This window comes from Bradyrhizobium sp. HKCCYLS20291, assembly GCF_051167715.1.
Classification (GTDB): Bacteria; Pseudomonadota; Alphaproteobacteria; order Rhizobiales; family Xanthobacteraceae; genus Bradyrhizobium.
This window is the reverse complement of record NZ_JBNPTO010000007.1, coordinates 110,474-136,336: the sequence shown is the minus strand read 5'-3', so window position 1 is coordinate 136,336 and position 25,863 is coordinate 110,474. Positions and strand designations below refer to the sequence as shown.

Below are 25,863 nucleotides of genomic sequence, written 5' to 3'. Positions count from 1 at the left end.
CTAAGGCGGCACACTCAAGCGGCAGCCGTATTCCTGGTCTCACGCGGATAGGAGTCGCGATCTGCGCACACCACGGGCAGTGACATCGTATGGCGAAGTCAAGCCGCATCTCGTCACAAAGCCGAAGCCCGTTCTTGCCGCCTCACCTCCTCCGACGTTGCCCCTGGCACCTCGAACACGGGACCGACGGGAATCTCGACGAACGTCTCGTCGCGTCGCTGGATATACAGAACATTGAGGCCTTGCGTCTGCGCCAGCGCCTTGCCTTGCCTTACACGGGGCCGAGAACTGGAAATCGTGAGGCCCCTGCTTCGCGGTGAAGCTGGCGGGCGAACGCGCGGACGGCCTGATCATTCGATCTGTTGGACTACGTGATCGGAGAGCCCGCGGTACTCATTTCAGGATCGATTTCGGGATCATGCAGTGCGAGCCACGGATCACGTTCACCATCTGGGTAACGTGGAAATCCCCGGCCAGGCTGCAGAGCGCGTAGGCGTCGTTGGCCGACAAGCCGCGGATGTCGCCGAGCCAGCGTATCATGTCGCGCAGCGACTGCCTGACAGCGCCATCGAGATCCTCGTCGAATCCCATCGTCATGTAATGCGTGGGCGTTTCGGCCCTCGGCGCGGTCAGCTTCATGTCCTTGCGGACGGTGAACCTGAAATGGCCGGTCAATGCGGTCTCCAGTGCGGTGATGGAGACCTCGCCATGGCCCTGCACGCCATGGCCATCCCCCACCGATAACAGCGCGCCCTCGTTGAACACCGGGAAGTAGACCTTGGTGCCGGGGCGGAGGTCCTTGTTGTCCATGTTGCCGCCCATCGCGCGCGGCATGATCGACGAGATCCGACCCCAGTTCGGCTGCGGCGCCATGCCATGGTCATCGCGACAGGGATCTTGCTCGCGTTGAAGCGCGAGGCAAACTCCGCGCGCGGAATCTCCAATTACAGCGACCGCACTTTGCCTACGCACTCCAGATCATAGGCCTCGGACGCCGAAAATATCGCACCGACGCCTGGATTGGTGAGCAGCGACTGCCCGGCCTGGAGGACATTCATCTTTCCCTGCTCGACGAACTCGACGTAGTAGCAGTCGTTGTCGAGCTTCGCGATGTGGCGCTCGCGGCGCGTGATGCGCTCCGACAAGAGAACGTCAGTCATGGTGACGGCGCCGAACCGCGCCTCCAGATGAAGCCCGATAGTCGGAGCGCTTCTCCGCTTCGACGTCGACATGGACATAGACATCGCATACCCTGCCAGGCGGCGTAGCGTTGGACGGCTCGAGGTCCTCTGTCGTGAATACAAGATTGATCGGTTGCCCCATAGGCAACAGCCACAAGTTCTTTGTGCGTCGCACAACAGAGAATAGTGCGATTCTAGATGTCTAGCGGCTCTGCGCAAGCCAACTTTGCACGCACACGCAAAACCTTTGCGCTCCGGGGCAAGCGCCGTTGGGGCGGCGAGCTATGAATAACAAGCAGCGGCTCACAGAGGGAAAGGATGCCTGCACGCGCTGCAGCGATGCCCGTCGATCCGCCTTGCGCGAAGACAACGAGGTTTACGAGACCCGTCACGTCCATTGCCGATATCGAGGCGCTCGAGCGGTTGCGGTACGATTTCCTCGTGTCTGCACGCATTCTCTAACACCTGTTCGAGGCGACGGCGCGATTGCATCCCGGCGCGCTGAGCATCCTGACGCCGTCGGGCGACGTCAGCCTCACGCATCGCCAGTTGCTCGGCGAAATATCCCGTGCCGCGAACTTATTCAGGTCGTACGGGATCATGCCCGACGGTCCGACCGTCGCGATCCTTTGCCCGATCCTGCCGCAGGTCTTTCCCGCCTTGCTCGACGCCCAGGTGGCGGGCGTCGCGAGCTCGATCAACCATCTCCTCAACGAGGATACGATCGTCGACCTGCTCAAGGCGCAAGGTGGGACGGTGCTGGTGATCCCGTCGGAAGCGGCCGATGCCGCGATCTGGCAAACGGCCAGCAACGTGGCTGCGCGCGTAGCGTCTCCCTGGTCGTCGGCGAGAGCCGGCCCCTGCCGAGGCCGTTCGCAAGCTTCGACGCCGCTGGCCGACAGCCTGGCGAGCCTGCCGCAGACTTATCTGATCGAGGCCGCCTTGTGATGAAGCAGTACCCGATCCGGAATTGATGAGAGACAACGATGAAGCGCCTTCGGTTCAGCCAGCAGGAAATCGTGTTCGCCGTCTTCGCGGCGCTGTTTATCGTGTTCTCGATCGTGCTCAAGGGCTTCCTCACCGCCGACAACATGCTGACGCTGCTGCAGAACGTGGCGGTGCTGGGCATCCTCGGTCTCGCCATGGCCATCGTCGTGATCGGCCGGGGCATCGATCTGTCGCTGATCGCGGCGCTCGCGGTCCCCGGCGGCCTGGTCCTGCAGATGGTGCAGAACGGGCACTCACTTCCGGCGTCGCTGCTGGCCGCCGGCCTGCTCGCGATCGCGATCGGTCTCGTCAACGGCTGGCTCATCGCCTACGCCGAAGTGCCGCCGCTGTTTGCGACGCTCGCCAGCGGCATTTTTGTCGCGGGCCTCGGCCAGTCAGCCCTGTTTCAGCTCGACGTCGTGCAGTGGAGCGACGGCATGGCCGGGTTCGAGCGGCTCGGGCAAGGCAGCATTCTTGGCATACCCACCTCGATCGTGATGTTCGCGATCGCCTGCGTCGTGGTGTTCGTGCTGCTGCGCCAGACCCGCTGGGGCGCCTATATCTACGCCGTTGGCGACAATCCGTTCGCCGCACGTGTCACCGGCATTCCATCGCGACCGATCATCGTGCTGCAATATGTCCTGGCTGCGTTGATCGGCTGCTTTGCCGGTCTCGTCATGGCGGCGTCCGTCAACTCGATGCCCACGCGCATCTTCAACTCGACTCTGATCTACGACGTCATCCTCGTCGTCGTGCTCGGCGGCATCGGTCTGTCCGGCGGGCGCGGTGGCGTCGTGAACGTCATCATCGGCACGCTGCTGATCGGAACGATGCTCAACGGCATGACCATCCTGGACATCCCCTACGCCGGCCAAAACCTGATCAAGGGCGTCGTCCTTCTGGTCGCCGTCATCACCGACACGTTCCTGAATCCACGCAACGAGGAAACGGCCCAACAAGGCGACATCTAGTTCGCCGCAACATCGGGACTATCAAAGGAGGAGGAAGCAATGATTGAGATCCGAAAGCTTGCATTTGCGGGTATCGCCGCCTCGGCGGTCGTGGCCGCCGCAGTCCCCGCGTTCGCGCAACAGGGGCTCGACGAACCATTCCAGAAGCCCTTCCGCGACGCGCTCGCCGGCAAGACCGTTGCCTACGTGCCGGTGGCGATGAACTTCGATCTCACCGAAGGCTGGTACGCCGGCCTGAAGAAGGAGCTCGAGCCCTACGGCGTCAAGTTCGAGATTCGCGATCCCAACTGGAACACCAATGCCGGCGCCCAGGCCGTCACCTCGCTGATCTCGGAGAAGCCGGCGGTGATGGTGATCCACAATCCCGACGTGCAGACCTACGCAAAGCTGCTGCAGCGCGCCGAGAACGAGGGCATCTACGTCATCCAGATCAACATGGGCTCCGCCTATCGCAGCTCGGCCTTCGTCGGCGCGAACTGGATCGAGATCGGCGAACGGCAGACCGAAGGCGTGGTCAAGGCCTGCCAGGGCAAGTCGAACAAGATCGCGATCATCCAGGGTGCGCTGTCGGCGGCCGCGAGCGCATATACGCTGAAGGGCGTCGAGAACGTCCTCGCGAAACATCCCGAGATCAAGGTCGTCTCCAGCCAGGCTGCCGACTGGGACGCCGCCAAGGCCAAGGCCATCACGCAGACGGTGTTGAAGCAGAACCCCGATCTGTGCGGCATCGTCGGCTTCTGGGACGGCATGGACATCGGCACCGCGGCCGCCATCAAGGAGGCCGGGCTTACCGGCAAGGTCTTCCTGGCGACCTCCGGCGGCGGCGAGCGCAAGGGCGCCTGCGAGCTCGTGAAGAACGGTTCATTCGACCTCAACATGAGCTACGACGTACCGACGCAGGCGGCCCAGATGGCCGGTACCATCAAATGGCTGTTGTCGTCGGGCGCCAAGCCCGGATCGGTCAAGGGATCGGAGTACACGACGCTCGTTCCGATCACCAAAGACAACGCCGACAGCCAGACGACGTGCTGGAATCTCTCCGATCTCAAGAAGTGATCGTCGCATGAACGCACGTCCCGGGCTCGCCTCGGGACGCGCACCCATTGTCTGATTGGAATGCATGGAAGGCAGATGCGCGAGACATTCACTCGGCTGCGATATCGCTACTGGCCGGACCACCTCCTCGGCGAGATCCTGTCCAAGCGATGGACCGAAACCGCCGTTCCGGTCATCCTGCTCCTGATCGTCGGCTTTGCGCTCAGCCGGTCGCTCGAGCATTTCCTGTCGCCGTCAAGCCTCGCCGACACCGCGCGCCAGGCCGGCGAGATAGGCTTCATCGGTCTAGGCATGGGGCTGGTGGTAATCGTGGGCGGCATCGATCTCTCGGTCGGATCGATGTTCGCGCTCACGGATTTCTGCGCGCTCTATCTGCTCGACGTGCTCGGCTGGCCGGTCCCCGCCGTGATCGTCGCGACCATGGTCTTCGGCGGCCTGCTCGGCGCCGTGAACGGCTTCCTGATCGGCTACCTCCGGCTTCGCGCCTTCATCACAACGCTCATCACGCTGATCATCTACCGCTCGGCATTCGACCTCCTGATCCAGCGCTACTCCAACGCCATCGCATCGGCCCTGCCCGACATTCCGTCTTGGGATTTCATCGGCGGCGGCAGCGTGCTCGGGATTCCGAGCGTCGCGATCGTCTACATCGCGATCGCGATCTTCGGCCACATCTTCCTGACACGGTTGCGGCCCGGCTGGCATATCACCGCAATCGGCGGATCGCGCCGCTCGGCCTACAATTCAGGCATCCCGGTGCGCCGGACCATCGCGCTCTGCTATATCGCGAGCGGCGTACTGACGAGCATCGGCGCGCTGTTCTTCGCGGCCCGTCTCGGCACCGTCGGCGGCGACATCGGCGTCGGCCTCGAGGTGATCGTGCTGACGGCGACCGTGCTCGGCGGCATCACGCTCGGCGGCGGCAAGGGGTCGGTTGTCAAGTCGGCGGTCGGCGTCCTGATCGTCCTCCTGATCACCAACGGCTTGACGGCGATGAACGCTCGCGGCGGCGCCAACCGCATGGCGCTGGCCAGCATCCTGCTGGTCGCCGCGATGGTCGATATCCGCTGGCAGAAAAACCGTACGCGCATCATCAGCAAGGTCTATGTCGCGCCGACCTATCATGCGCTGCCGCCGCCGCCCCCGACCGAGATCGGCAAGGGCGGACCGTTCGAGCAGAACGACAAGCTGCGCGAGGTCTCGTCGATCGGGCTCGGGCGGATCGAGGCTCCCGAGGACGTCATCCTCGACCGCAACGACGTGCTCTACGCCGGATCTCGCCACGGCGACATCATCCGGTTCTTCCCGCCCGACTATGAGCGCATGGAGCTCTTCGCTCATATCGGTGGCCAGCCGCTCGGTATGGCGTTCGACCGCGAGGACAACCTCTACGTCTGCATCGGCGGCATGGGGCTCTATCGCATCAAGCCGGACGGCACCGTCGAGAAGGTCACCGACGAGACCAATCGCAGCATGTACTCGGTCAACGACGACAGCCGGCTTCGGCTCGCCGACGATCTCGACATCACCGATGACGGGCTGATCTTCTTCTCCGAGGCGACCGTCCGCTACGAGATGGACGAGTGGCCGGTCGACGGCCTGGAGGCCCGCGGCAACGGCCGCATCATCTGCTACGACACCAAGACCGGCATCACGCACACCGCGCTGCGCGGGCTCAAATTCCCGAACGGCGTCGCAGTCGCGAGCGACGGGCAGTCGATCCTGTTCGCGGAGACCTTCGGCTGCTCGATCAAGCGCTACTGGTTCGCCGGACCGAAGAAGGGCGCCGTCGAGGTCGTGATGGACAATCTGCCGGGATACCCCGACAACATCAACCTCGCCTCAGACGGCAATTACTGGCTGGCGCTGGTCGGCATGCGCAGCCCCTCGCTCGATCTCGCCTGGAAAATGCCTGGCTTCCGCCGCCGCATGGCCAAGCGGGTGCCGGTCGACGAATGGCTGTTCCCGAACATCAACACCGGCTGCGTCGTCAAGTTCAACGAACAGGGCAAGATCCTTGAATCGTTCTGGGACCTCAAGGGCCTCAATCACCCCATGATCACGTCGATGCGCGAGCACCGCGGATATCTCTATCTCGGTGGCATCCTCAACAATCGCATCGGCCGGTACAAGCTGGCCAACGCCGATCCCGATTTCGTCCAGTATGACAAGCGTTGGGGGAAACGATCGTGATCGAGGCCGTCCGCGAATTCGCCAACCGCATCCTCGGCCGCGGCGACGCGACCATCACCGTTCCGTCGTTCGACGGCGCGCTGAAACCCAACCAGCTCCTCGAGCGGGCCGAGACCCTGTTGGAGTGCGACGCGCCGGAAGATCTCGCAATCGACGGCAATTCGCTGCTCGTTGCCGACGGCGTGCGGCTGCTCCGCCTGACCGTATCGTCGGCCACAACGGTCCGTACCTTCGACCGGCCGATCTCCGCCCTCGCCGTGCTGCCCTCCGGCGGCATCGCCGTCGCGCTCGGCGGCACCGAGGTCCATGTCTACGACGATACAGCCGCAAAGACACCCTCGTCGACCTTCACTGGCGAATTGCATGCCGTCAACGCGTTGGCCGCCGCGTCCGACGGCACGCTGATCGCGACCGACGGCTCGTCGCTGCGCGGCGTCGGCGACTGGGCTCGCGACCTGATGGAGCTTGGCGATACCGGCCGCGTGTTTCGGCTTGATCCGAAGACGCGGACCATCAGGCCGATTGCCGGCAGGCTGCATTACGCGTTCGGCGCGGCGGCGAGCGGCCGCGACGTCGTCATCAGCGAGAGCTGGGGGCACCGGATCGTATCGATTGCGCCCGACGGCACGCGCAGGGTCCTGCTCAGCCGTCTGCCGGTCTATCCCTCCAGGCTTTCGCCTGCGCGCGGCGGAGGGTTCTGGCTTACGGCATTCACCGCGCGCACGCAGCTCGTGGAGTTCGTACTGCGCGAGCCGGCCTACCGCCGCCGCATGATGGCGGAGATCGATCCGGAATACTGGATCGTCCCACGGCTCAACTCCGGAAACTCGTTCAAGGAGCCGCTGCAGGGCGCCCACATCAAGACCATGGGCGTCATGAAGCCGTGGGCTCCTCCCCGCTCCTACGGCCTCGTCATCCGGCTCGGCGCCGACGGCCTGCCGCGCTACTCGCTGCACAGCCGCGCCGATGGCGTCAATCACGGCATCGTGGCGGCTGCCGAGCTGGGCGACGATCTCGTCGTAATCGCCAAAGGACCGGGCCGCGTACTCAAGCTGCCGGTCGCGGTGGCCGGCGAAGAGGTCAGCCCATGAGCGACATCGTCCTGTCCCTCTCCAAGGCGACGAAACTCTATGCCGGCGTGCCGGCGATCGACGGCGTCGATTTCGACCTGCGGCGCGGCGAGATCCACGCCCTGGTCGGAGAAAACGGCGCAGGCAAGTCGACCCTGACGAAGGTCATGGCCGGCGTCGTGACGCTGACCTCGGGCGCCATGGCCGTCGACGGCAAAGCCGTCGCTCCGAAGACGCCGCTCGAATCGCGCAACCTCGGCATCGCGATGGTGTTCCAGGAGAACAGCCTCGTGCCCACGATGACCGTGGCGCAGAACCTTTTTCTCGGTCAGGAGAAATTCTACAACCGGCTGCGCGGCATCTACATCGCGGCCCAGCAGTTCCTGCAATCGCTCAACTTCGACGTGACGCCGACGGCGACCGTCGGTGGACTGGGCGCGGCCAAGAAGCAAATGGTCGAAATCGCCCGTGCGGTCCTGCACAAGGCCAAGGTCATCATCTTCGACGAGCCGACGGCCACGCTGACGCCGGAGGAGAAGAAGTACTTCTTCGATCTGGTGCGCGACCTGAAGAAGCGCGGCGTGTCGATCGTCTTCATTTCGCACGCGCTCGAGGAGGCGCTGCTGCTCGCCGACCGCATCACCGTCCTGCGCGACGGAAAGCATGTCGTGACCGACGACGCCTCGAAGTTCGACCGCGCACGCATCATCCAGGCCATGGTCGGTCGCGACCTTTCCAACACGCTCTATGGCACCCGCAAGGAGACCGTTCGCCCCGGCGGCAAGCGCGTCCTGACCGTGCAGAACCTGAAGATGGCGCCGATGGTGAAGAACAATTCGCTGTCGGTGTTCGCAGGCCAGATCACCGGCGTATTCGGCCTGGTCGGCGCGGGCCGCACCGAGACGTTCAAGATCGTATCGGGCGTCCTGAAGCGCGACTTCTTCCACGGCGGCGAAATCCTGCTCAACGACAGGCCGGTGCGTTACCGGGTGCCCGCCCCGGCCGTGAAGGCCGGCATCGCCTATGTGACCGAGGACCGCAAAGTCGAAGGCTTCTTCGAGACCGCCTCGATCGCGCGCAACATCTATCTCGGCCTGCTCGCCAAGTTTCCGGCGGGCCACGCCTGGCTGTCGCGGCGCGAAAGCAATGCGGCGGCCAAGACCTGGATCGAGCGCCTCAAGGTCCGCGCCATCGGCGACGAGGTCAAGGTCGTCGAGCTCTCGGGCGGCAACCAACAAAAGGTCGTCATCGCCAAATCGCTGATCCAAGACCCGGAGCTGATCATCTTCGACGAGCCGACGCGCGGTGTCGACGTTGGCGCTATCGTTGAGATCCACGAGCTGATCAACCGGCTAGCCGACGAAGGTAAGGCGGTTGTCGTGATCTCCTCCTATCTTCCAGAAATCATGGCGCTGTCCGATCGCATCCTGGTCTCGCGGCAGGGCAAGGTCGTCGAGGAGTTTTCGGCGATCGAAGCGACAGAAGAGAAGATCATGTACGCGGCAATCCATTGATGACCAGCGAGATCGGCTAATTAGGTGTCCTTCTACCCTGGGGCAACCTCCTCAACGGCCCCCTGCGCCACACCTCGATCGTCCGATACGGCTCGCGCCTGGCATCGTTGCAAGCCTGAATCGCCAGCTTGTCGTTGAAGTCCCTGTAGAAGCTCATGAGCTGTCAGCCTTTCGAGAAAATGATGGAGGCGATGTCAGATGGCGCCGCGGCGGCGACGCCCGCCGGTGGTGACGAGCGCGCGGGCCGCGCGTTCGGCCTCGCGCGCCGAGGCGAAGGACTGCCCTTCCAGGCTGTCGAAGGCGCGTTCGGACGAGAAGAAGCTGAAGCCGCGCTCGTCGGCGGTGACGATACCGGCGGTGCGGTTGTAGACCTCGATGACGTAGGCGTTGGGCATGGTCGATCCTTCGCCGCTTCAGGCTGCGGCGCTCCTGTCTGATCTGCTGGTATGATGAATGTCGCGTTCGGCTGCGGCGATCAGCAACAGACCCCGGTCGCCGCGGAGAAGCAGCGGCCGGCGCGGCGCTTGCGCACCAGGCAACGGGCTGCGGTTCTCGTTCTCATGTCGGCGATCCCAGGTTGAGCGGTTGTGGCCGTGAATATCCGTTCCGCACGTCACCGCGTCAATGAAATGGAACTTCAAAGATCGCGGCGACGCGCAGCGTTTGTTTCAGAACCGGACACGCTTACGCAAATAGTCGGTCGTCGACGCGTCAGATCGGATTGCGAGGAAGTTTGCAGAGGCTGCAGATCAATTGCCTCGACCTCCTCGTGCAGGACATCGGATGGGTCAGTGCTACACGTTTCAAACAGCCGACATAACGGGACGCTCTCGCGGCGGCTTCCGCCCGAGTTGTGCTCTCGAGTGAACCTCTCCTTTCGAAGAAGAGGCGCAGGGAAGACCGGGTATCGGCTGATACCCGCGGTCCGCGTGCAGCAAATAAGCACGCGGCAGAACCACAGGTATAGCCCAATATCCGGCCTTCCCTGCGCGACGGTTTTCCGACTTATAGGCGCTCTCCCCGGGGACCGGCTGTCTTGCCCCCGTCACCAGCGGATCATCATCACCGCCGGCTTGGCGTCAGCTTCGGGACGCCAGGACCACACCATTTCGCCGTCGCCTCGCTCCGTCCGTCGGCACAGGTCGTGAGACCAGGCTGCAGAGCAACGCGCCCATCGCATCCTCCGGCTCGACGCTCGTGACGATCGCGAAACGTCCCTCTTCAACGAGCCGGGATGCGCTGATATGTGGAGGTGATTTGCCCGACGGTGCAAGGGATTAGTTTGCGACAAACTGGCACGACGGGCAGTTGGTGCATGCGGGGCATGCGAGAATTGCCCGTCGGGCAGACGATCGTTCAGTCGATCGGCGACAGCGAAGGAGCGTAGAGGCGCAGCCTCAAACCCTCTCCATGAGCACGCTGCTCATGGTCAAATTGCAACTCCTGGTCTAGGGCTACCCCCTCATGGTGAGGACCGCCGCACCACCGGTCGTGCCATGACGAAGAGCCTTCATGGCGGCGCGTCTCGAACCATGAGGCCTCAGCTCGGGCCTCGCCCTTCGAGACGCGCGCCAAGGGCGCGCTCCTCAGGGTGAGGAGTGAAAGCGTGCTCTGACATTTCAAGATCCCGATCGGAAGAAACGCCGTCTCTCGTCTCCATTAGCACGCTGCTGATAGTCCACCTACGCCTCGGTTGCGGATCTGACGCCTTATGGTGAGGAGCGCCACAAGGCGCATCTCGAACCACCATCATCTCGTCGTGTTCACGGCAGCGCCGCAAACGGATCGCGCACGGCAATACCCAGGGGCTCGAAGTGCCGGAGGTTGCGGGACAGGATGGTCAATTGATGCCGGCGCGCCGTCGCGGCGATGATGATGTCGGCGAAGCCCGGCGCATGGCCAAGCCCCCTCGCCCGATCCGTCAAGGCGCCGGCGATCCGGGCGGCCTCGATGTCGAACGGGAGAATGCGGTCGGCGTAGAGATTCACCACCGTTTCCAGCCACGCGGCGATGTCGGCACTCTTGCGGGTGGCACCTTCCCGCCGCAGCTTCGCGATCCCGTCCTCGATCTCCGCGACCGTCACGACCGAGATGAACAGCGACGCCGATTGCGCATCCATCCAATCGACCAGCGCGGCCGGGACCGAACGTCCTGGCGCCGCCGCCGAAATGACGTTGGTATCGACGAGATACACGATGTCAGAAATCGGCGGTTCGTGCCGGAGACGGGTTGCGCTCTGGCACATCATCCGCTGCCAGCGGCGCCGCCATCAACAGACGTCCAAAGCTCGGCACGTGAGACAACCGTTCCCACTCCTCATAGCTCAAGACGACGACTTCGCGCTTGCCGTGACGCGTGATCACCGACGGCTTGCCCTCGACCGCCTGATCGACAACTGCGGAGAGGTTCGCCTTGGCATCACGAAGCTGAATCTCGCGCATGGCTTCGTCCTCAATCGTGACCACAGTAGTTATATAGCGCGAATGACCTGCCGGTGCAAGATCGTCAAAGCTACACATGCTCCGTCGCGAACAACGGTCCCAACGGACTTCGCCGCAAACCAAAAGGGTTATGTGCACTGTCACGCAATCCCCCGGTCAATCATGACGACTGGCGCACTAGCTGCGACACACTATTTGCGCGCAAGAGCTCGCACTACGAAATTAGGGTCCTGATTTCTTTTAGCTCCTTCAGGCCAGTGATCCCCTCTATCCGAGACAGCATTGCGAACGCTCTACGATCGGAGCCAGAACCAACTACGCCTTGCACGTTAGAGATCAAGGCTTCACTGCGCTCCTTGTAGAGCCCTCTGACCACCGAGAGAAATATGTCCAGAATAGTTAAACACAATCCGAGCGACATAGCACGGTAGCGCACAGACGCATTCAGAACGGAAACTTGCTCCGATTCGACCTGAATGAACTGCTCATGGATGGCGTGCCCCCAATGAGAGAACGTGGATAGATACCCGTAGACTTTACCAGCCGTTGGATAGACTTCTTTCAGGAGCGAAATGCACGACTGCGCTTTCAAGTTCACAACGGCATCCTCCTCCTGCAGGTAGAAGGCAGTATTAGCCCACGACATCATCTCAAAACACAAACGTAGGATAGGAAGGACCTCAAGTAACAGCCCCCTATTCGACAACAATCGAGCTGCATCCAAGCTGTGGGGTATCCGATAGAGCGTTATCTCCGCACCAAAAACGCCAAACGATGGATTTTTTGTATGTAGCCCGCCCAACCCGCGCATTAGCTCATCAACGCTTTCTCGCAAAAAGTCACTAGCTTCGTCGCCTAGCCCGACACCGTCGTCCTCGTACAATTCTGGTCTAACGTAGCGCTTCAGAGCATAGTCGATCGAGGACAACCCCATCCGATGAGATATTAAGGCTGCAACAACACGTCGCCGAAACTCAGGCGTACTCTTTCTAGACATCCCAACTGGAAATCCGACGCTCTGGCCGACAACGAAGTCCAAATCCGCTACGGATTGGATTTGGAAATCCTTAGCCCATGGTCGACTCTCAGTAGTCAAGCAGCAGCCTCCGCGTTCAAACTCCGAATTTGGTTCTGCCTACTCCCACTCAATCGTCCCCGGCGGCTTGCTCGTCACGTCGTACACCACCCTATTCACGCCCTTCACCTCGTTGATGATACGCGTCGCCGTGTTCCCTAAGAACTTCATGTCGAACGGATAGAAATCCGCCGTCATGCCGTCCGTGGACGTGACGGCGCGCAGGCCGACGACGTAGTCGTAGGTGCGGCCGTCGCCCATCACGCCGACGGTCTTGACGGGGAGCAGCACGGCGAAGGCCTGCCAGATGGTGTCGTAGAGGCCGGCTTTGCGGATCTCGTCGATGTAGATGGCGTCGGCCTTGCGCAGGATGTCGAGCTTGTCGGTCGTGATCTCGCCGGGGCAGCGGATGGCGAGGCCGGGGCCCGGGAACGGGTGGCGGCCGACGAACACGTCGGGCAGGCCGAGCTCGCGGCCGAGGACGCGGACCTCGTCCTTGAACAATTCGCGCAGCGGCTCGACCAGCTTCATGTTCATGCGCGCCGGAAGGCCGCCGACATTGTGGTGCGACTTGATCGTCACCGAGGGGCCGCCGGTGAAGGAGACGCTCTCGATCACGTCGGGATAGAGCGTGCCCTGCGCCAGGAAATCGGCGCCGCCGATCTTCTTGGCCTCGGCGTCGAACACGTCGATGAAGAGTCGTCCGATGGTCTTGCGCTTCGCTTCGGGGTCGGTGACCCCTTCGAGCTCGCCGAGGAAAAGCTTTGAGGCGTCCACATGCACCAGCGGGATGTTGTAGTGGTGCCGGAAGAGATCGACGACGGTCTCGGCCTCGTTGAGCCGGAGCAGGCCGTGATCGACGAACACGCAGGTGAGCTGGTCGCCGATCGCCTCGTGGATCAGCACGGCGGCAACGGCGGAGTCCACGCCGCCGGAGAGGCCGCAGATCACCTTGCCCTTGCCGACCTGGGCGCGGATCTTCTTGATCTCCTCTTCGCGGAAGGCGCGCATGGTCCAGTCGCCGCCGAGACCGGCGATGTTGCGGACGAAGTTGCGGATCAGTCTGGCGCCGTCGGGCGTGTGCACCACCTCGGGGTGGAACATCAGGCCGTAGTACTTGCGCTGCTCGTCCTGGATCACGGCATAGGGCGCGTTCGGCGAGACTCCGGCGACGGAGAAGCCCGGCGGCATCTGCGTGATGCGGTCGCCATGGCTCATCCACACCTGATGCTGCTCGCCCGGCTGCCAGACGCCGTCGAACAGCAGGCTTTTGGTTTTGACCTCGACGTCGGCGCGGCCGAACTCGCGGTGGTGGCCGCCCTCGACGGTGCCGCCGAGCTGCGCGGCCATCGTCATCTGGCCGTAGCAGATGCCCATCACGGGGACGCCGCTATCGAAGATCAGCTGCGGGGCGCGCGGCGAGCCTGCCTCGTGGACGGATTCGGGGCCGCCGGAGAGGATCACGGCCTTCGGGTTCATCTGCCGGAAGGCGGCCTCCGCCTTCTGGAACGGCACGATCTCGCAATACACGCCGTCCTCGCGCACCCGGCGCGCGATCAGCTGCGTGACCTGGCTGCCGAAATCGACGATCAGGATCTTGTCATGGAGCGCGGCCACGGAGGTGTCGGCGGCGGCGGGGGTGTTGTTGGCTGGGGCTGTCATGGCAAGGAATTACGCCGCGGCGGGGGGACTCGCAACCCTTGGCCGACGGGATTCACTGCGCCGTGACGCCGTAGGGTGGGCAAAGGCGCTGCCGTGCTCTCTCCACCGGGGAGCTAGCAAGGGCGCCGTGCCCACCGTCCGGCGGCGTGCACGAGGTGAGACGGTGGGCACGGCGCGCGCCAGCGCGGCCCAAACGACCAGCATGCCACGCGCCTTTGCCCACCCTACGGCAGCCGGGCTTTGGTGACTTTAGTCGGGCCTCACCCACCGCTGTCGTCCCGGCCAAGCGGGCTGGGGCAATGCGCAGCATTGCTCCAGATAGCGCCGAGCCGGGATCCATAACCACAGGGTGGCGTTTGTGGCACGCTGGGGCCACAGCTTCGCGCCTCACGACGGCCGCGGCGTATGGGTCCCGGCTCGGCGCCGCACGCGCTGCGCGCGCGGGGCTTGCCCGGGACGACACCGGAGGGTTTCGCGGCAGCTAGCCCTTGCGCAGCACCGATACGAAGAAGCCGTCCGTGCCGGTGCGGCGGGGGGTCATCAGCCAACCCTCCGGGGTTTGCAGGGCGGCCTCGGCGAAGGCTTCGGCTTTGTCCCAGAGGACGGTGGCGGTCTGGTCGGGGGGCTGGATCGAAAACGCCTTGTGGCGCTCAACGAACGCCCTCACCTGGTCGCCGTTTTCCGGCTGCAGCACCGAGCAGGTGATGTAGGCGATGCGGCCGCCGGGTTTGACCAGGCGGGCGGCGCGGTCGAGCACTTCGGCCTGGTCCTTGAGGCGGATTTCCAGGGCGCCGGGGCGCATGCGCCATTTGGCGTCGGGGTTGCGGCGCCAGGTGCCGGTGCCTGTGCAGGGGGCGTCGATCACCACCAGATCGGCCGAGGCGTTGATGTCGGCGAGCGGGTCGGCGTCACCCTTGGGGCTGCGGATGTCGGCGTTGTGGACGCCGGCGCGCGACAGCCGCTCGTGGATCGGCGCGAGCTGGCGCTTGTCGGTGTCGGTGGCGATCAGGCGGCCCTTGCCCTGCATCATCGCCGCGAGCGCAAGCGTCTTGCCGCCGGCGCCGGCACAGAGGTCGATCACCTGCTCGCCGGGCTTGGCGGCGGTGAACAGCGCCGCGAGCTGCGAGCCCTCGTCCTGGACCTCGACAAATCCCTTGATGAAATCCTCCTCGGCATGGACGCCGGGGTTGCGCGCGTCGGCGCCGAGCGCGATGCGCAAGCCGAGCGGCGACCACGGCGTCGGCACCGCGCCGAGATGCTTCAGCGAGGCCTGCACCTTCTCGCGCTTCGCTTTCAGCGTGTTGACGCGCAGATCGAGCGGCGCGCGGCTGGCCATCGCCATGGCCTCGGCGACGCGGTCGTCGCCGAACACGGCGGCGAGATACGGGTCGAGCCAGTCGGGATAGTCGCCGGCGACCGGCGGCGGCGCGCCCTCGGTCGTGCGCGAGGCCAGCGCCTTTTCTTCGGCGGCGGTCAGCGGCGGCGGCGCGAAGCGGCTGCCGTCGCAGAGCGCGGCGATGCCGGCTGCGTCCATGCCGCGCTCGAGCTTGAGCATGCCGAGCACGCGCGCCCGCGCCGTGTCGTCCTCCATCAGGTAGGCGCTGGAGGCGCGGCGGCGGAGCACGTCCCAGACCAGGCCGGCAATGGCGGCGCGGTCGCCGGAACCGGCGAAGCGGTGGCTGGTGCCCCAGTCCTTCAAGGCCTTCGCCGCCGGCGCCCGCTGGGACTCGATGGACTCGATGATGTCGATGGCGGCGGACAGCCGGGCGGCGGGGGTCATTATAGAATCCAGTCTCAGATCAGGAGAAGCATCTTCAGGGCGAAATACAGCCACATCGCCAGCAGCACCAGCGCCGAGGCGGTCCAGGCGAGCCCACGCTCATCTGCCCCGCGCAAGAAGCCGGCATTGACGAAGCGGGTGACGACGAACACCCAGGACAGCAGCACGATCACCAGATCGGCATGGCGCAGCGGCAGCGCCAGCGCGATCAGGGCGTAGAACAGGGTCGGCAGGCCGAATTCGTCGGCGGCGTCCGTGGCTTGGCCGCGCTTCTTGTTCCAGAACAAGAGCGCGAAGGTCATGATGACCTGCACGAAGACGGGCAGCAGCACCATGGTCAGCGACATCGACAATCCCCCTTCAGGAAACGTGAAGGCCCGGCATGATGCCGGGCCCTCGTGGATGAACCGGTTCCCTCAGGACTCCCGATAAGCGGCTGTGGTTCCCGTGATTTTACGGTCGCACTGAAGAATCACATCAAGTGTGGCTTCAGGCTTTGTCCGGCCCGACCCGCACCAGCTGCTTGCCGAAGTTGGCGCCCTTCAAGAGGCCCATGAACGCGTCGGGCGCGTTCTCCAGGCCCTCGGTGACGTGCTCCTTGTACTTGACCTTGCCGTCGCGGACCCAGGCCGACATGTCCTTGAGGAAGTCGCCGTGGCGGGAGGCGAAGTCGGAGACGATGAAGCCGCGGATCAGGAGCCGCTTGGTCAGGACGTTGCGCATCATCGCGCCGGCCCATTTCGGCGCCACGGATTGCGTGTCGTTGTAATGGGCGATCAGGCCGCAGACGGGCATGCGGGCGAAGGCGTTGAACAGCGGGAACACCGCCTCGAACACCGCGCCGCCGACATTCTCGAAATAGACGTCGATGCCCTTGGGGCAAGCCTCTTTCAGCTTGGCCGCGAGGTCGGGATCGCGATGGTCGAGGCAGTCGTCGAAGCCGAATTCCTTCTTCACGTAGTCGCATTTGTCCTTGCCGCCGGCGATGCCGATGGCGCGGGCGCCCTTGATCCTGGCGATCTGCCCGACGGCCGAGCCGACCGCGCCGGAGGCTGCGGCAACCACGACGGTCTCGCCTGCCTTGGGCTGGCCGATGTCGAGGAGACCCGTGTAGGCGGTCATGCCGGGCATGCCGAGTACGCCCACCGCCGTCGAGATCGGGGCGAGGCTCGGGTCGACCTTGGCGAGACCCTTGCCGTCGGAGATCGCATGCGTCTGCCAGCCGGCGCGGGCCAGCACGATGTCGCCTGGCTTGAAGCCGGGATTGTTGGACGCGGCCACCTCGCACACCGTCCCCGCCTCCATCACGCCGCCGACCGGCACCGGCTGGGCGTAGGACGGGCCATCGCTCATGCGGCCGCGCATGTAGGGATCGAGCGACAGCCAGATCGTGCGCAGCAGCACCTCGCCGGCGCCGGGCGTCGGGATGGCGTAATCCTCGAGACGGAAATCAGACGGCTTGGGCTCGCCGACGGGACGCGCGGCGAGCACGATGCGCTTGGCTTGGGACATGGTGTTTCCTCTTCTTTGTTGGTTGTGATGCCTTATGCACCCACGGGCGCCGTCATTGCGAGGAGCGAAGCGACGAAGCAATCCAGGGCTGCGCGCGCCGCCCCTGGATTGCTTCGCTTCGCTCGCAATGACGGAGAGAGCGGTGGTTGTTACGCCCCGCCCGGATAGTTCGGGCTCTCACGCGTGATCGTCACGTCGTGGACGTGGCTTTCGCGCAGGCCCGCGCCGGTGATGCGGACGAACTCGGCCTTGCCGTGGAAGTCCGGAAGCGTCTTGGCGCCGACATAGCCCATCGCCGCGCGCAGACCGCCGGCGAGCTGGTGCATGACGTTGCCGACCGGACCCTTGTACGGCACCTGGCCCTCGATGCCCTCCGGCACGAGCTTCAAGGTGTCCTTGATGTCCTGCTGGAAGTAGCGGTCGGCCGAGCCGCGGGCCATCGCGCCGACCGAGCCCATGCCGCGATAGGCCTTGTAGGAGCGGCCCTGCCACAGGAACACTTCGCCGGGGGTCTCGTCGGTGCCGGCGAGCAGCGAGCCGACCATGGCGACGTCGGCGCCGGCGGCGAGCGCCTTGGCGAGGTCGCCGGAGAACTTGATGCCGCCATCGGCGATGACGGGCACGTCGGCCTTCTTCGCCGCCTCGACCGCATCCATGATCGCGGTGAGCTGCGGCACGCCGACACCGGCGACGATGCGGGTGGTGCAGATCGAGCCCGGGCCGATGCCGACCTTGACGGCGTCAGCGCCGGCATCGATCAGCGCCTGCGCGCCGTCGCGGGTGGCGATGTTGCCGGCGATCACCTGCACCGCGTTGGAGATGCGCTTGATGCGGTTGACCGCTTCCAGCACGCGCGAGGAATGACCATGCGCGGTGTCGACCACGACGAGGTCGACGCCGGCCTCGATCAGCTTCTCGGTGCGCTCGAAGCCGCCCTCGCCCACCGTTGTCGCAGCCGCGACGCGCAGGCGTCCCTGGCCGTCCTTGCAGGCGAGCGGATGCGCGACCGCCTTCTCCATGTCCTTGACGGTGATCAGGCCGACGCAGCGATACTGCTCGTCGACGACGAGCAGCTTTTCGATCCTGTGCTTGTGCAGGATCTTCTTGGCCTCGTCCTGGCCGACGCCCTCGCGCACGGTGACGAGGTTCTCATGCGTCATCAGCTCGGAGATCTTCTGCCGCGGATCGGTGGCAAAACGGACGTCGCGGTTGGTGAGGATGCCGACCAGCTTGCCGGGGATGCCCTTGGCGCCGCCGGTCACCACCGGGATGCCGGAGAAGCCGTAGTCCTTCATCAGCGCCATCGCATCCGCGAGCGTCGCCTCAGGCGAGATCGTCAGCGGGTTCACCACCATGCCGGATTCGAACTTCTTGACCTGGCGCACCTGGGCGGCCTGGCCGTCGGGATCGAAATTGCGGTGGATGACGCCGACACCGCCGGCCTGCGCCATCGCGATCGCCATGCGCGCCTCGGTGACGGTATCCATGGCGGAGGCCATGATCGGAATGTTGAGCGGGATCTCACGCGTCACGCGCGAGCGGATGTCGACCTCGGAGGGCAGCACATCGGAGAGGCCCGGCTTCAACAGCACGTCGTCGAAGGTGAAGGCTTCGCGAAGTGTCTGGACGGTCGCCATCGTCAACTCCTTGTCTGCGACCATAACGGCCGCGATGGGATTACGGATGAGCGGCGCCGCCGTCGAGACCATGCCTCGGCGTCGAATCGATGCCCATCGGTGGGGTTGACGCGGGTCGATAGCATGGGCCTGTGACGAATCAAAGGGCCGATCCGCCGTCCTCCCGCGATTGCGAATGACAGCCTGAATCGGCCCTGATCGGACCCGAACACGCAATAAAAGGTCGCGAAAGCCCCGATTCCGGAGCAGAAGTTCCGCGCCTCAGCGCCAGGCGCCCGGCGGCGGGCCATAGCGCCTGATGGCGTCCACCACCTCTCGATGCCGCCGGTCCTCCCGCCGCATGTGCACGGCGATCAAGGCGTGGGCCGAGGGCACCAGCAGCAGGACGTGGAAGAACAGGCCGAAGACCAGGCAGAACAGGCACAGCAGCAGGTTGAAGATGGCCGCGAACGGCTGTCCGTTGAGCAAGAGACCCAGCGGCGGCACCAAAGCGGCGAGCAGGTAGATCATCGGCACATCTCCAACAACCGGGACGCGACAGCGTCACGCTGCATTTAGGGGGCCATGCCGGCAGCGCAATGGCCTCGTTCGTCGCAGGGTGTTAAAGCCGCGGCGCCCGCGCGCCTCCTGCCCCACTTCGAGATTCGATGAACAAGCAACGAATCATCCCGCTGATCGTCGCCACCGCGCTGTTCATGGAGAACATGGACTCCACGGTCATCGCGACCTCGCTGCCGGCGATCGCCAGGGATATCGGCACCAGCCCGCTGACCTTGAAGCTCGCGATCACCTCCTACCTGCTGTCGCTCGCGGTGTTCATCCCGGCGAGCGGCTGGACCGCCGACCGCTTCGGCGCGCGGCGCGTGTTCTCCAGCGCCGTCGCGGTGTTCATGATCGGCTCGATCGGCTGCGCACTCGCCAATTCGGTCGAGAACTTCGTGTTCGCGCGCATCCTGCAGGGCATGGGCGGCGCGATGATGACGCCGGTCGGACGTCTCGTCCTGCTGCGGTCCGTCGACAAGAGCGCGCTGGTCGGCGCGATGGCCTGGGTCACTATCCCAGCGCTGATCGGGCCGGTGATCGGACCGCCGGTCGGCGGCTTCATCACCACCTATTTCTCCTGGCACTGGATCTTCCTGATCAACATCCCGATCGGCATCGTCGGCATCATCATGGCGCTGCGCTTCATCGATCCGATCAAGAGCGACAATCCCGAGCCGTTCGATCTCTATGGCATGGTGCTCGCTGGCATTGGCCTCGCTGGCCTCGCCTTCGGCCTCTCGGTCGCCGGCTTGAACCTGCTGCCATGGTCGATGGTCGGCAGCCTGGTCGCGATCGGCGCGATCTCGATGACGCTCTATGTCCGCCACTCCTGGCGGACCAATTCGCCGGTGCTCGACTTCTCGCTGCTGCGGCTGCCGACCCTGCGGGCGTCGATCATCGGCGGCTTCATGTTCCGGCTCGGCATCGGCGCCCTGCCCTTCCTGCTGCCGCTGTTGATGCAGCTCGGCTTCGGCCTGTCGCCGTTCCAGTCCGGCCTCGTCACCTTCGGCTCGTCGGCCGGCGCCATGGGCATGAAGGCGCTGGCCGCGCGGCTGATCCGCGCCTTCGGCTTCCGTCACCTGATGACCGTCAACGCCGTCGTCAGCTCGGTCTTCCTCGCCGCCTGCGCGCTGTTCACGCCGGCGACGCCGCTCCTGCTGATCGTCATCATCCTGTTCGTCGGCGGCTTCTTCCGCTCGCTGCAGTTCACCGCCATCAACACGGTGGCCTATGCCGAGGTCGAGACCGCGCAGATGAGTCGCGCCACCACGCTCACCAGCGTCAACCAGCAGCTCGCGATCTCGGCCGGCGTCGCCGTCGGTGCATTCTCGGTGGAGACCACGATGTGGGCAAACGGCGCCAGCCAGCTCTCCGCCTCGTCGTTCGCGCCGGCCTTCATCGTCGTCGCCATCACCGCGGCGCTGTCCTCGATCCTGTTCTGGCAGATGCCGGATGATGCCGGCAGCGAGATCTCGGGGCGGAAGGTCGCCGCCATCGCCAGCCGCAAGGGTGCCGAGAAGGGCGTGGAGAAGGCTGCGACGAAACAGGCGAGCGAGACCACGCACGACGCGCGGGACCAGAAGCTGGGATAAGCGAAGAAGAACGGCGCCGACGCGATCGTGCGGCGCAAGGGCGCGATGGTCATCGTGTGGCGAGGTCTCGCTGCATTTCGACATCGCTGATCAGCGATGATCGCGCCGATCGATGCGATCATCAGGCCGGGATGATCTCACGGGGCCCGATATGCCTCAGGGCACCCTCGCCCCGGTAAACGGATTCCAACCGGTCTCGGCCAACACGGCCCAGGCGGTCGCTCCGAGATGCGGCCGCTTGTAGTAGAAGAAATCAGGGATCGTGGTCGCTCCGGTCGGATCGATCGACAGGCCGGTGCTGAGGCGCGGCTTGCGCGTCGCGTTCAACAGCCCCGAAGGCGTGCTGTCGGCGCGCAGACCGGCGAGCAGCCGCTGGCCAGCGGCGGCATCGCCGACCATGCGATAGGCCAGCGCGGCCTGCGCCGTGCCCTCGACCCAGACGCCGTCGCGGTCACCGTTGAAGTCGAAGCCGCCGTCGACGGCGAGATGCCGTTCGGAAAAGGCCAGCGCCTTGCGCCACTCCGGCGCGTCCGGCACCGCCATCCACGGCCACAGCTGAACGTCGAGCGCCAGCAGATTGCCGTCGGCGAGGCTGCCGTCGGGCTTGGTGCCGAGCAGGAAATGGTCGCCCTGGAAGGTGCGGTCGAGCAGCCGGCGCGCCGTCTGCGCAGCGTCCCGGTAGCGCGCGGCCGACGTCACCCGAAACAGCCAGCTGGCCACGGCGTAGACGTCGGTGTTGTGCTCGGTCGACATCCAGGTCAGGCGGACCTGCTGCGGATCGTAGCCGTGGAAGCCGCCGGTGAAGCCATTCGCGCCATTGGTCGCGCTGGCGATGATCCAGTCCATCAGCCGCCGTGCGCCGGACAGATAGTTGGCCTCGCCGGTCGCCTGATGCAGCGTGAGCAGCGCGAGCGCAGCCCAGGCAACATTGCCGGTGGAGCTGCCGTCCTGCGCGGCGTCTTCGCCCCAGATCTTCTTGTCGCGGTCCCACCAGCCCGGCAGCAGCGCCGGATCGCGATCAAGCGGACCGGCGCGGTAGGCGTTGCGCAGACGGTGGTCATCGAAGGTGCGGTCATAGGTGGACGCCCGCGCCAGCGCGTTGCCGATCGTCCGCGCCAGATCGACGCGGTCGCAGGCGACGAGTGCGATCGCAGCGAGCGCATTGTCATAGACAAAGGCGGTCGTCGAGAGACCGAGCGGCAGGCTCGGCTCATCGGCACCGGGCTCGCAGCTGCGGATGAACACCGCAGTCTTGCCCTGCAGCCCTGGCCCGACCGCCTGCACCAGACCCGAGCAGAACGACGGCTCGGCGCGTGCAGGCCCGACGCCGAGCAGCGCCATCGACAGCGTGAGCAAGGACAAGAGCCTCATCGCGACGGCGCCACGCTGGCGACAGCGGCCTCACCGCCGCCATCGATGCACACCCTGTTTCCCGGCTTCATCGCGTCACCCTGCTGATCGGAGAGCATCGCGACAACGACGCGCCCGTCGCTGTCGGCACGCGATGGTATCGCCTGCGCCGATGCGAGGTCCAGTCTTGACACCTACTGTCGGCGGTCCGCACGACCATGTCGTGCGTTACTGCTCATCGAAGACGACGGTGCGTCGAGCTCAGTCCTCATTCGCCTTGAAGCGGCCGAGCCCTTTCAGGATGAACGGCGCGATCAGCGCGATCAGCGCAACGACCAGCAGCGTCGCGGAGATCGGAGACTGCAGCAGCGCCATCGGATCGCCGAGGCTGATGGCGAGCGCGCGCCGCAGCTGGCTCTCGGCGATCGGCCCGAGGATCAGCCCCACGACAACCGGCGCGATCGGAAAGTCGAAGCGCCGCATCAGGAAGCCGAGCACGCCGAAGCCGGCCAGCATCGACAGCTCCACCACCGACGGCTTCGCAGCGATCGTGCCCATGGTCGCGAACACGAGAATGCCGGCATACAGCCAGGGCGTCGGGATCTTGAGCAACCGCACCCACAGACCGATCAGCGGCAGGTTCAGCACCAGCAGCATGGTGTTGGCGATGAACAGGCTGGCGATAAGACCCCAGACGAGATCGGGGCGCTCGGCGAACAGCAGCGGCCCCGGATTGAGGCCATATTGCTGGAAGCCGGCGAGCATCATCGCCGCCGTCGCCGAGGTCGGCAGGCCGAGCGTGAGCAGCGGCACCAAGGTGCCCGCGGCGGATGCGTTGTTGGCAGCCTCCGGTCCGGCAACGCCCTCGATCGCGCCCTTGCCGAACTCGTCGGGATATTTGGTCAGCCGGCGCTCGGTCGAGTACGACAGGAAGGTCGGAATCTCGGCGCCGCCCGCCGGCAGCGCGCCGATCGGGAAGCCGAACATGGTGCCGCGCAGCCACGGCTTCCACGACCGCTTCCAGTCATCGCGCGTCATCCACAGCGAGCCCTTGATGGCCTCGATCTTCTCCTCGGTATGATGCCGGCGCGAGGCGACGTAGAGCGCCTCGCCGACGGCGAACAGGCCGACCGCGAGCGTCGTCACCTCGACGCCGTCCAGCAGCTCGGGGACACCGAAGGCGAGCCGCGCCTGGCCGGTGAGCTTGTCGATGCCGATCAAGCCGAGCGTCAGCCCGATGAACAGGCTGGTGAGGCCGCGGATCGGCGAGTCACCGAAGGTCGCCGACACCGTGACGAAGGCGACGCACATCAGCGCGAAATAGTCCTCCGGACCAAAGCGCACGGCGATGTCGACGAGATAGGGCGACAAGAACGCCAATCCGATGGTGGCGATGGTGCCGGCCACGAACGAGCCGATCGCCGAGGTCGCCAGCGCCGGACCGCCACGGCCGGCCTTGGCCATCTTGTTGCCCTCGAGCGCCGTCGCCATCGAGGCGCTCTCGCCGGGCGTGTTGATCAGGATCGCGGTGGTCGATCCGCCATACATGCCGCCATAATAGATGCCGGCGAACATGATCAGCGAGCCGCCGGGATCGAGCTTGTAGGTGACCGGCAGCAGCAGCGCGACCGTGAGCGCCGGGCCGATGCCCGGCAGCACGCCGACCGCGGTGCCGAGGAACACGCCGATCAGCGCGTACAGCAAATTCATCGGCTGGGCGGCGATCGCCATCCCATGCGCGAGCGCGGCGAACGTGTCCATCAGAGCAGTCTTTCGAGCGGGCCGGCGGGAAGGCTCAAGGTGAGAAGGCGGTCGAAGGCCATGTAGATCAGGGTCGTCAGCACCGCGCCGATGACGAGATCCGTGACGAAGGCGCGGCGGCCGAACGCGGCCGAGGTCGTCACGAACAACGCCGTCGTCGCCGGGATGAAACCGCCGCCGAAGCCGATGATGGCGATGAGCAGCGCCAGGCCCACCAGGATCAGCAGCACCGCGACCGGATCGGAGCTCTCGCGCGGCGGCAGATTGCCTCTGAGAGCATCGATCAGATTGGCGAGCGCGAGGACACCGAGCCCGATCGCAATGACGACCGGCATGACCTGCGGGCCCATGCCGTACATCGTCGTCGCCGGGATCTGGTTGGCGTCGTAGACCAGCACCAGCGCGACGGCGGCCAGCAGCGCCGCAATGACGATGCCGGCCTTGTCGACGCGCCCCGAAGCGGAAGTTCCTGCGCCGGCGCTCTCCGTCGTCATGATTTGACGAGGCCGACCGACTTCAGCACGTCGGTGACACGAACATTCTCCTTCTTCAGGAACTCGGCGAACGCATCCCCCGCAAGATAGGAATCGTCCCAGCCCTTCTGCTTCAGGATCTCCTTCCAGGCATCCGACTTGACCATTTTGTCGACGGCCTCGGCGAGCGTCTTTTTCTGCTCCGGCGTGATGCCGGGCGGTGCGACGACCGAACGCCAGTTGGCGAGCACGAGGTCGATGCCCTGCTCCTTGAAGGTCGGGATGTCGACACCGGGAACGCGGTTCTCCGAGGAGACGCCGATCGCGCGCAGCTTGCCGCTCTTGATCTGCCCGTCATACTCGGACAGGCCGGAGATGCCGGCCGTGACCTTGCCGCCGAGGATCGCCGCCAGCGATTCGCCGCCGCCCGAGAACGGGATGTAGTTGACCTTTTTCGCATCGGCCCCAACGGTGCCGGCGAACAACGCCGCCATGATGTGATCGACGCCGCCGGCCGAACCGCCGGCAAAGGTGACCTTGGCGATGTCGGCTTTCAGCGCCGCCGCCAGGTCCTGCGCGTTCTTGATCGGCGAATTCGCCGGCACGACGATGACCTGGATCTCCTCGGTCAGGCGCGCGATCGGCGTCACCTGATCGAGCGTCACCGGCGACTTGTTCATGGCGAGCGCGCCGACCATGACGAAGCCGTTCACCATCAGCTGGTTGCCGTCACCCTTGGCGCCGTTGACGAATTGCGCGATGCCCACCGTGCCGCCCGCGCCCGCCACGTTGGTGACCTGGACGCTGCGGGCCACGCCGGAGGCGACGAACGCCTGCTGCATCGCCCGCGCGGTCTGATCCCAGCCGCCACCGGGCGCCGCCGGCGCCATCACCTTGAGCTCGAGCTGCTGGGCTGCGGCCGGAGCACCGGCCAGGAACGTCGACACCAGGGTCAACGCGACGGCTGCGCCGGACAGGCGCGCACGGAACGACATCAGGGATCCCTCCACGGCCGCGACGCGGCTCTCGTTTCTTGGCTCGTCTTTGGCCTTGGCCTCCGAAAG

General features: G+C 65.1%; 22 protein-coding genes and 1 pseudogene. 7 read left to right on the top strand and 16 right to left on the bottom strand.

Going from position 1 to position 25,863, the window contains the following annotated elements; translation table 11 throughout:
- Window positions 1-393 precede the first annotated feature (393 nt).
- Both ACQR07_RS17650 and ACQR07_RS17645 read right to left on the bottom strand, forming a co-directional pair.
- Window positions 394-876, bottom strand: a pseudogene (locus tag ACQR07_RS17650) (acetamidase/formamidase family protein); the annotation flags it as partial.
- Window positions 877-944: 68 nt separating this feature from the next.
- Window positions 945-1,160 carry a hypothetical protein gene (locus ACQR07_RS17645; RefSeq protein ID WP_434903504.1) on the bottom strand — a complete coding sequence of 72 codons (216 nt, stop codon included), beginning with the start codon at window positions 1,158-1,160 and terminating at the stop codon, window positions 945-947.
- Between the two features lie 507 nt (window positions 1,161-1,667).
- Between ACQR07_RS17645 and ACQR07_RS17640 the strand changes: the two genes are divergently transcribed.
- From ACQR07_RS17640 to ACQR07_RS17615, 6 genes are all read left to right on the top strand, one after another.
- On the top strand, window positions 1,668-2,129 hold the full coding sequence (locus tag ACQR07_RS17640; protein WP_434903503.1) for a hypothetical protein: 462 nt from the start codon (window positions 1,668-1,670) through the stop codon (window positions 2,127-2,129).
- Between the two features lie 38 nt (window positions 2,130-2,167).
- On the top strand, window positions 2,168-3,139 hold the full coding sequence (locus ACQR07_RS17635; RefSeq protein ID WP_434903502.1) for an ABC transporter permease: 972 nt from the start codon (window positions 2,168-2,170) through the stop codon (window positions 3,137-3,139).
- Window positions 3,140-3,178: 39 nt separating this feature from the next.
- Entirely contained in the window at window positions 3,179-4,195 is a 1,017-nt protein-coding gene (locus ACQR07_RS17630; RefSeq protein ID WP_434903501.1) for a sugar ABC transporter substrate-binding protein, read from the top strand.
- A gap of 75 nt (window positions 4,196-4,270) precedes the next feature.
- Window positions 4,271-6,388 (top strand): ABC transporter permease, encoded by a 2,118-nt coding sequence (locus ACQR07_RS17625; protein ID WP_434903500.1) that lies wholly within the window; start codon window positions 4,271-4,273, stop codon window positions 6,386-6,388.
- Window positions 6,385-7,479 carry a hypothetical protein gene (locus tag ACQR07_RS17620; RefSeq protein WP_434903499.1) on the top strand — a complete coding sequence of 365 codons (1,095 nt, stop codon included), beginning with the start codon at window positions 6,385-6,387 and terminating at the stop codon, window positions 7,477-7,479. The genes ACQR07_RS17625 and ACQR07_RS17620 overlap by 4 nt, the downstream gene beginning before the upstream one ends.
- Window positions 7,476-8,972, top strand: a complete 1,497-nt coding sequence (locus ACQR07_RS17615; RefSeq protein ID WP_434903498.1) for a sugar ABC transporter ATP-binding protein — start codon at window positions 7,476-7,478, stop codon at window positions 8,970-8,972. The genes ACQR07_RS17620 and ACQR07_RS17615 overlap by 4 nt, the downstream gene beginning before the upstream one ends.
- A gap of 194 nt (window positions 8,973-9,166) precedes the next feature.
- Here ACQR07_RS17615 and ACQR07_RS17610 read toward each other — a convergent pair whose 3' ends face one another.
- The 10 genes from ACQR07_RS17610 to ACQR07_RS17565 form a co-directional block, all read right to left on the bottom strand.
- Window positions 9,167-9,367, bottom strand: a complete 201-nt coding sequence (locus tag ACQR07_RS17610) for a hypothetical protein (protein ID WP_434903497.1) — start codon at window positions 9,365-9,367, stop codon at window positions 9,167-9,169.
- A 1,368-nt stretch (window positions 9,368-10,735) separates the two neighbouring features.
- Window positions 10,736-11,167, bottom strand: a complete 432-nt coding sequence (locus ACQR07_RS17605; protein ID WP_434903496.1) for a type II toxin-antitoxin system VapC family toxin — start codon at window positions 11,165-11,167, stop codon at window positions 10,736-10,738.
- Between the two features lie 4 nt (window positions 11,168-11,171).
- Entirely contained in the window at window positions 11,172-11,414 is a 243-nt protein-coding gene (locus ACQR07_RS17600) for a type II toxin-antitoxin system Phd/YefM family antitoxin (protein ID WP_434903495.1), read from the bottom strand.
- 214 nt (window positions 11,415-11,628) lie between these two features.
- Window positions 11,629-12,342, bottom strand: a complete 714-nt coding sequence (locus tag ACQR07_RS17595; protein ID WP_434903494.1) for a hypothetical protein — start codon at window positions 12,340-12,342, stop codon at window positions 11,629-11,631.
- A 207-nt stretch (window positions 12,343-12,549) separates the two neighbouring features.
- On the bottom strand, window positions 12,550-14,151 hold the full coding sequence (guaA, locus tag ACQR07_RS17590; RefSeq protein WP_434903493.1) for a glutamine-hydrolyzing GMP synthase: 1,602 nt from the start codon (window positions 14,149-14,151) through the stop codon (window positions 12,550-12,552).
- A 481-nt stretch (window positions 14,152-14,632) separates the two neighbouring features.
- On the bottom strand, window positions 14,633-15,931 hold the full coding sequence (locus ACQR07_RS17585) for an RsmB/NOP family class I SAM-dependent RNA methyltransferase (RefSeq protein WP_434903492.1): 1,299 nt from the start codon (window positions 15,929-15,931) through the stop codon (window positions 14,633-14,635).
- Window positions 15,932-15,945: 14 nt separating this feature from the next.
- Window positions 15,946-16,278: a hypothetical protein gene (locus ACQR07_RS17580; RefSeq protein WP_434903491.1), complete on the bottom strand. Its 333-nt coding sequence runs from the start codon at window positions 16,276-16,278 to the stop codon at window positions 15,946-15,948.
- 142 nt (window positions 16,279-16,420) lie between these two features.
- On the bottom strand, window positions 16,421-17,443 hold the full coding sequence (locus tag ACQR07_RS17575) for an NADP-dependent oxidoreductase (RefSeq protein ID WP_434903490.1): 1,023 nt from the start codon (window positions 17,441-17,443) through the stop codon (window positions 16,421-16,423).
- Window positions 17,444-17,592: 149 nt separating this feature from the next.
- On the bottom strand, window positions 17,593-19,080 hold the full coding sequence (gene guaB, locus ACQR07_RS17570; RefSeq protein WP_434903489.1) for an IMP dehydrogenase: 1,488 nt from the start codon (window positions 19,078-19,080) through the stop codon (window positions 17,593-17,595).
- A 261-nt stretch (window positions 19,081-19,341) separates the two neighbouring features.
- Complete coding sequence (locus ACQR07_RS17565) at window positions 19,342-19,590, bottom strand: hypothetical protein (RefSeq protein ID WP_434903488.1); 249 nt, start codon at window positions 19,588-19,590, stop codon at window positions 19,342-19,344.
- A gap of 137 nt (window positions 19,591-19,727) precedes the next feature.
- Between ACQR07_RS17565 and ACQR07_RS17560 the strand changes: the two genes are divergently transcribed.
- Window positions 19,728-21,215 (top strand): DHA2 family efflux MFS transporter permease subunit, encoded by a 1,488-nt coding sequence (locus tag ACQR07_RS17560; RefSeq protein ID WP_434903487.1) that lies wholly within the window; start codon window positions 19,728-19,730, stop codon window positions 21,213-21,215.
- 156 nt (window positions 21,216-21,371) lie between these two features.
- Here the strand turns inward: ACQR07_RS17560 and ACQR07_RS17555 are convergent, their stop codons facing one another.
- The 4 genes from ACQR07_RS17555 to ACQR07_RS17540 all read right to left on the bottom strand — a co-directional run bounded on the left by ACQR07_RS17555 (window position 21,372) and on the right by ACQR07_RS17540 (window position 25,797).
- On the bottom strand, window positions 21,372-22,586 hold the full coding sequence (locus ACQR07_RS17555) for a hypothetical protein (protein WP_434903486.1): 1,215 nt from the start codon (window positions 22,584-22,586) through the stop codon (window positions 21,372-21,374).
- Between the two features lie 240 nt (window positions 22,587-22,826).
- On the bottom strand, window positions 22,827-24,326 hold the full coding sequence (locus tag ACQR07_RS17550) for a tripartite tricarboxylate transporter permease (protein ID WP_434903485.1): 1,500 nt from the start codon (window positions 24,324-24,326) through the stop codon (window positions 22,827-22,829).
- Window positions 24,326-24,820, bottom strand: a complete 495-nt coding sequence (locus tag ACQR07_RS17545) for a tripartite tricarboxylate transporter TctB family protein (RefSeq protein ID WP_434903484.1) — start codon at window positions 24,818-24,820, stop codon at window positions 24,326-24,328. The genes ACQR07_RS17550 and ACQR07_RS17545 overlap by 1 nt, the downstream gene beginning before the upstream one ends.
- Entirely contained in the window at window positions 24,817-25,797 is a 981-nt protein-coding gene (locus tag ACQR07_RS17540) for a Bug family tripartite tricarboxylate transporter substrate binding protein (RefSeq protein ID WP_434903707.1), read from the bottom strand. The genes ACQR07_RS17545 and ACQR07_RS17540 overlap by 4 nt, the downstream gene beginning before the upstream one ends.
- Between the last annotated feature and the right edge of the window lie 66 nt (window positions 25,798-25,863).

Bases quoted from the DNA above. Each gene is read 5' to 3' on its own strand.
- guaB (WP_434903489.1), bottom strand. From the start codon at position 19,080: ATGGCGACCGTCCAGACACTTCGCGAAGCCTTCACCTTCGACGACGTG.
- ACQR07_RS17630 (WP_434903501.1), top strand. From the start codon at position 3,179: ATGATTGAGATCCGAAAGCTTGCATTTGCGGGTATCGCCGCCTCGGCG.
- ACQR07_RS17600 (WP_434903495.1), bottom strand. From the start codon at position 11,414: ATGCGCGAGATTCAGCTTCGTGATGCCAAGGCGAACCTCTCCGCAGTT.
- ACQR07_RS17635 (WP_434903502.1), top strand. From the start codon at position 2,168: ATGAAGCGCCTTCGGTTCAGCCAGCAGGAAATCGTGTTCGCCGTCTTC.
- ACQR07_RS17645 (WP_434903504.1), bottom strand. From the start codon at position 1,160: ATGACTGACGTTCTCTTGTCGGAGCGCATCACGCGCCGCGAGCGCCAC.
- ACQR07_RS17555 (WP_434903486.1), bottom strand. From the start codon at position 22,586: ATGAGGCTCTTGTCCTTGCTCACGCTGTCGATGGCGCTGCTCGGCGTC.
- ACQR07_RS17580 (WP_434903491.1), bottom strand. From the start codon at position 16,278: ATGTCGCTGACCATGGTGCTGCTGCCCGTCTTCGTGCAGGTCATCATG.
- ACQR07_RS17565 (WP_434903488.1), bottom strand. From the start codon at position 19,590: ATGATCTACCTGCTCGCCGCTTTGGTGCCGCCGCTGGGTCTCTTGCTC.
- ACQR07_RS17560 (WP_434903487.1), top strand. From the start codon at position 19,728: ATGAACAAGCAACGAATCATCCCGCTGATCGTCGCCACCGCGCTGTTC.
- ACQR07_RS17625 (WP_434903500.1), top strand. From the start codon at position 4,271: ATGCGCGAGACATTCACTCGGCTGCGATATCGCTACTGGCCGGACCAC.
- ACQR07_RS17550 (WP_434903485.1), bottom strand. From the start codon at position 24,326: ATGGACACGTTCGCCGCGCTCGCGCATGGGATGGCGATCGCCGCCCAG.
- ACQR07_RS17545 (WP_434903484.1), bottom strand. From the start codon at position 24,820: ATGACGACGGAGAGCGCCGGCGCAGGAACTTCCGCTTCGGGGCGCGTC.
- ACQR07_RS17585 (WP_434903492.1), bottom strand. From the start codon at position 15,931: ATGACCCCCGCCGCCCGGCTGTCCGCCGCCATCGACATCATCGAGTCC.
- ACQR07_RS17615 (WP_434903498.1), top strand. From the start codon at position 7,476: ATGAGCGACATCGTCCTGTCCCTCTCCAAGGCGACGAAACTCTATGCC.
- ACQR07_RS17610 (WP_434903497.1), bottom strand. From the start codon at position 9,367: ATGCCCAACGCCTACGTCATCGAGGTCTACAACCGCACCGCCGGTATC.
- guaA (WP_434903493.1), bottom strand. From the start codon at position 14,151: ATGACAGCCCCAGCCAACAACACCCCCGCCGCCGCCGACACCTCCGTG.
- ACQR07_RS17575 (WP_434903490.1), bottom strand. From the start codon at position 17,443: ATGTCCCAAGCCAAGCGCATCGTGCTCGCCGCGCGTCCCGTCGGCGAG.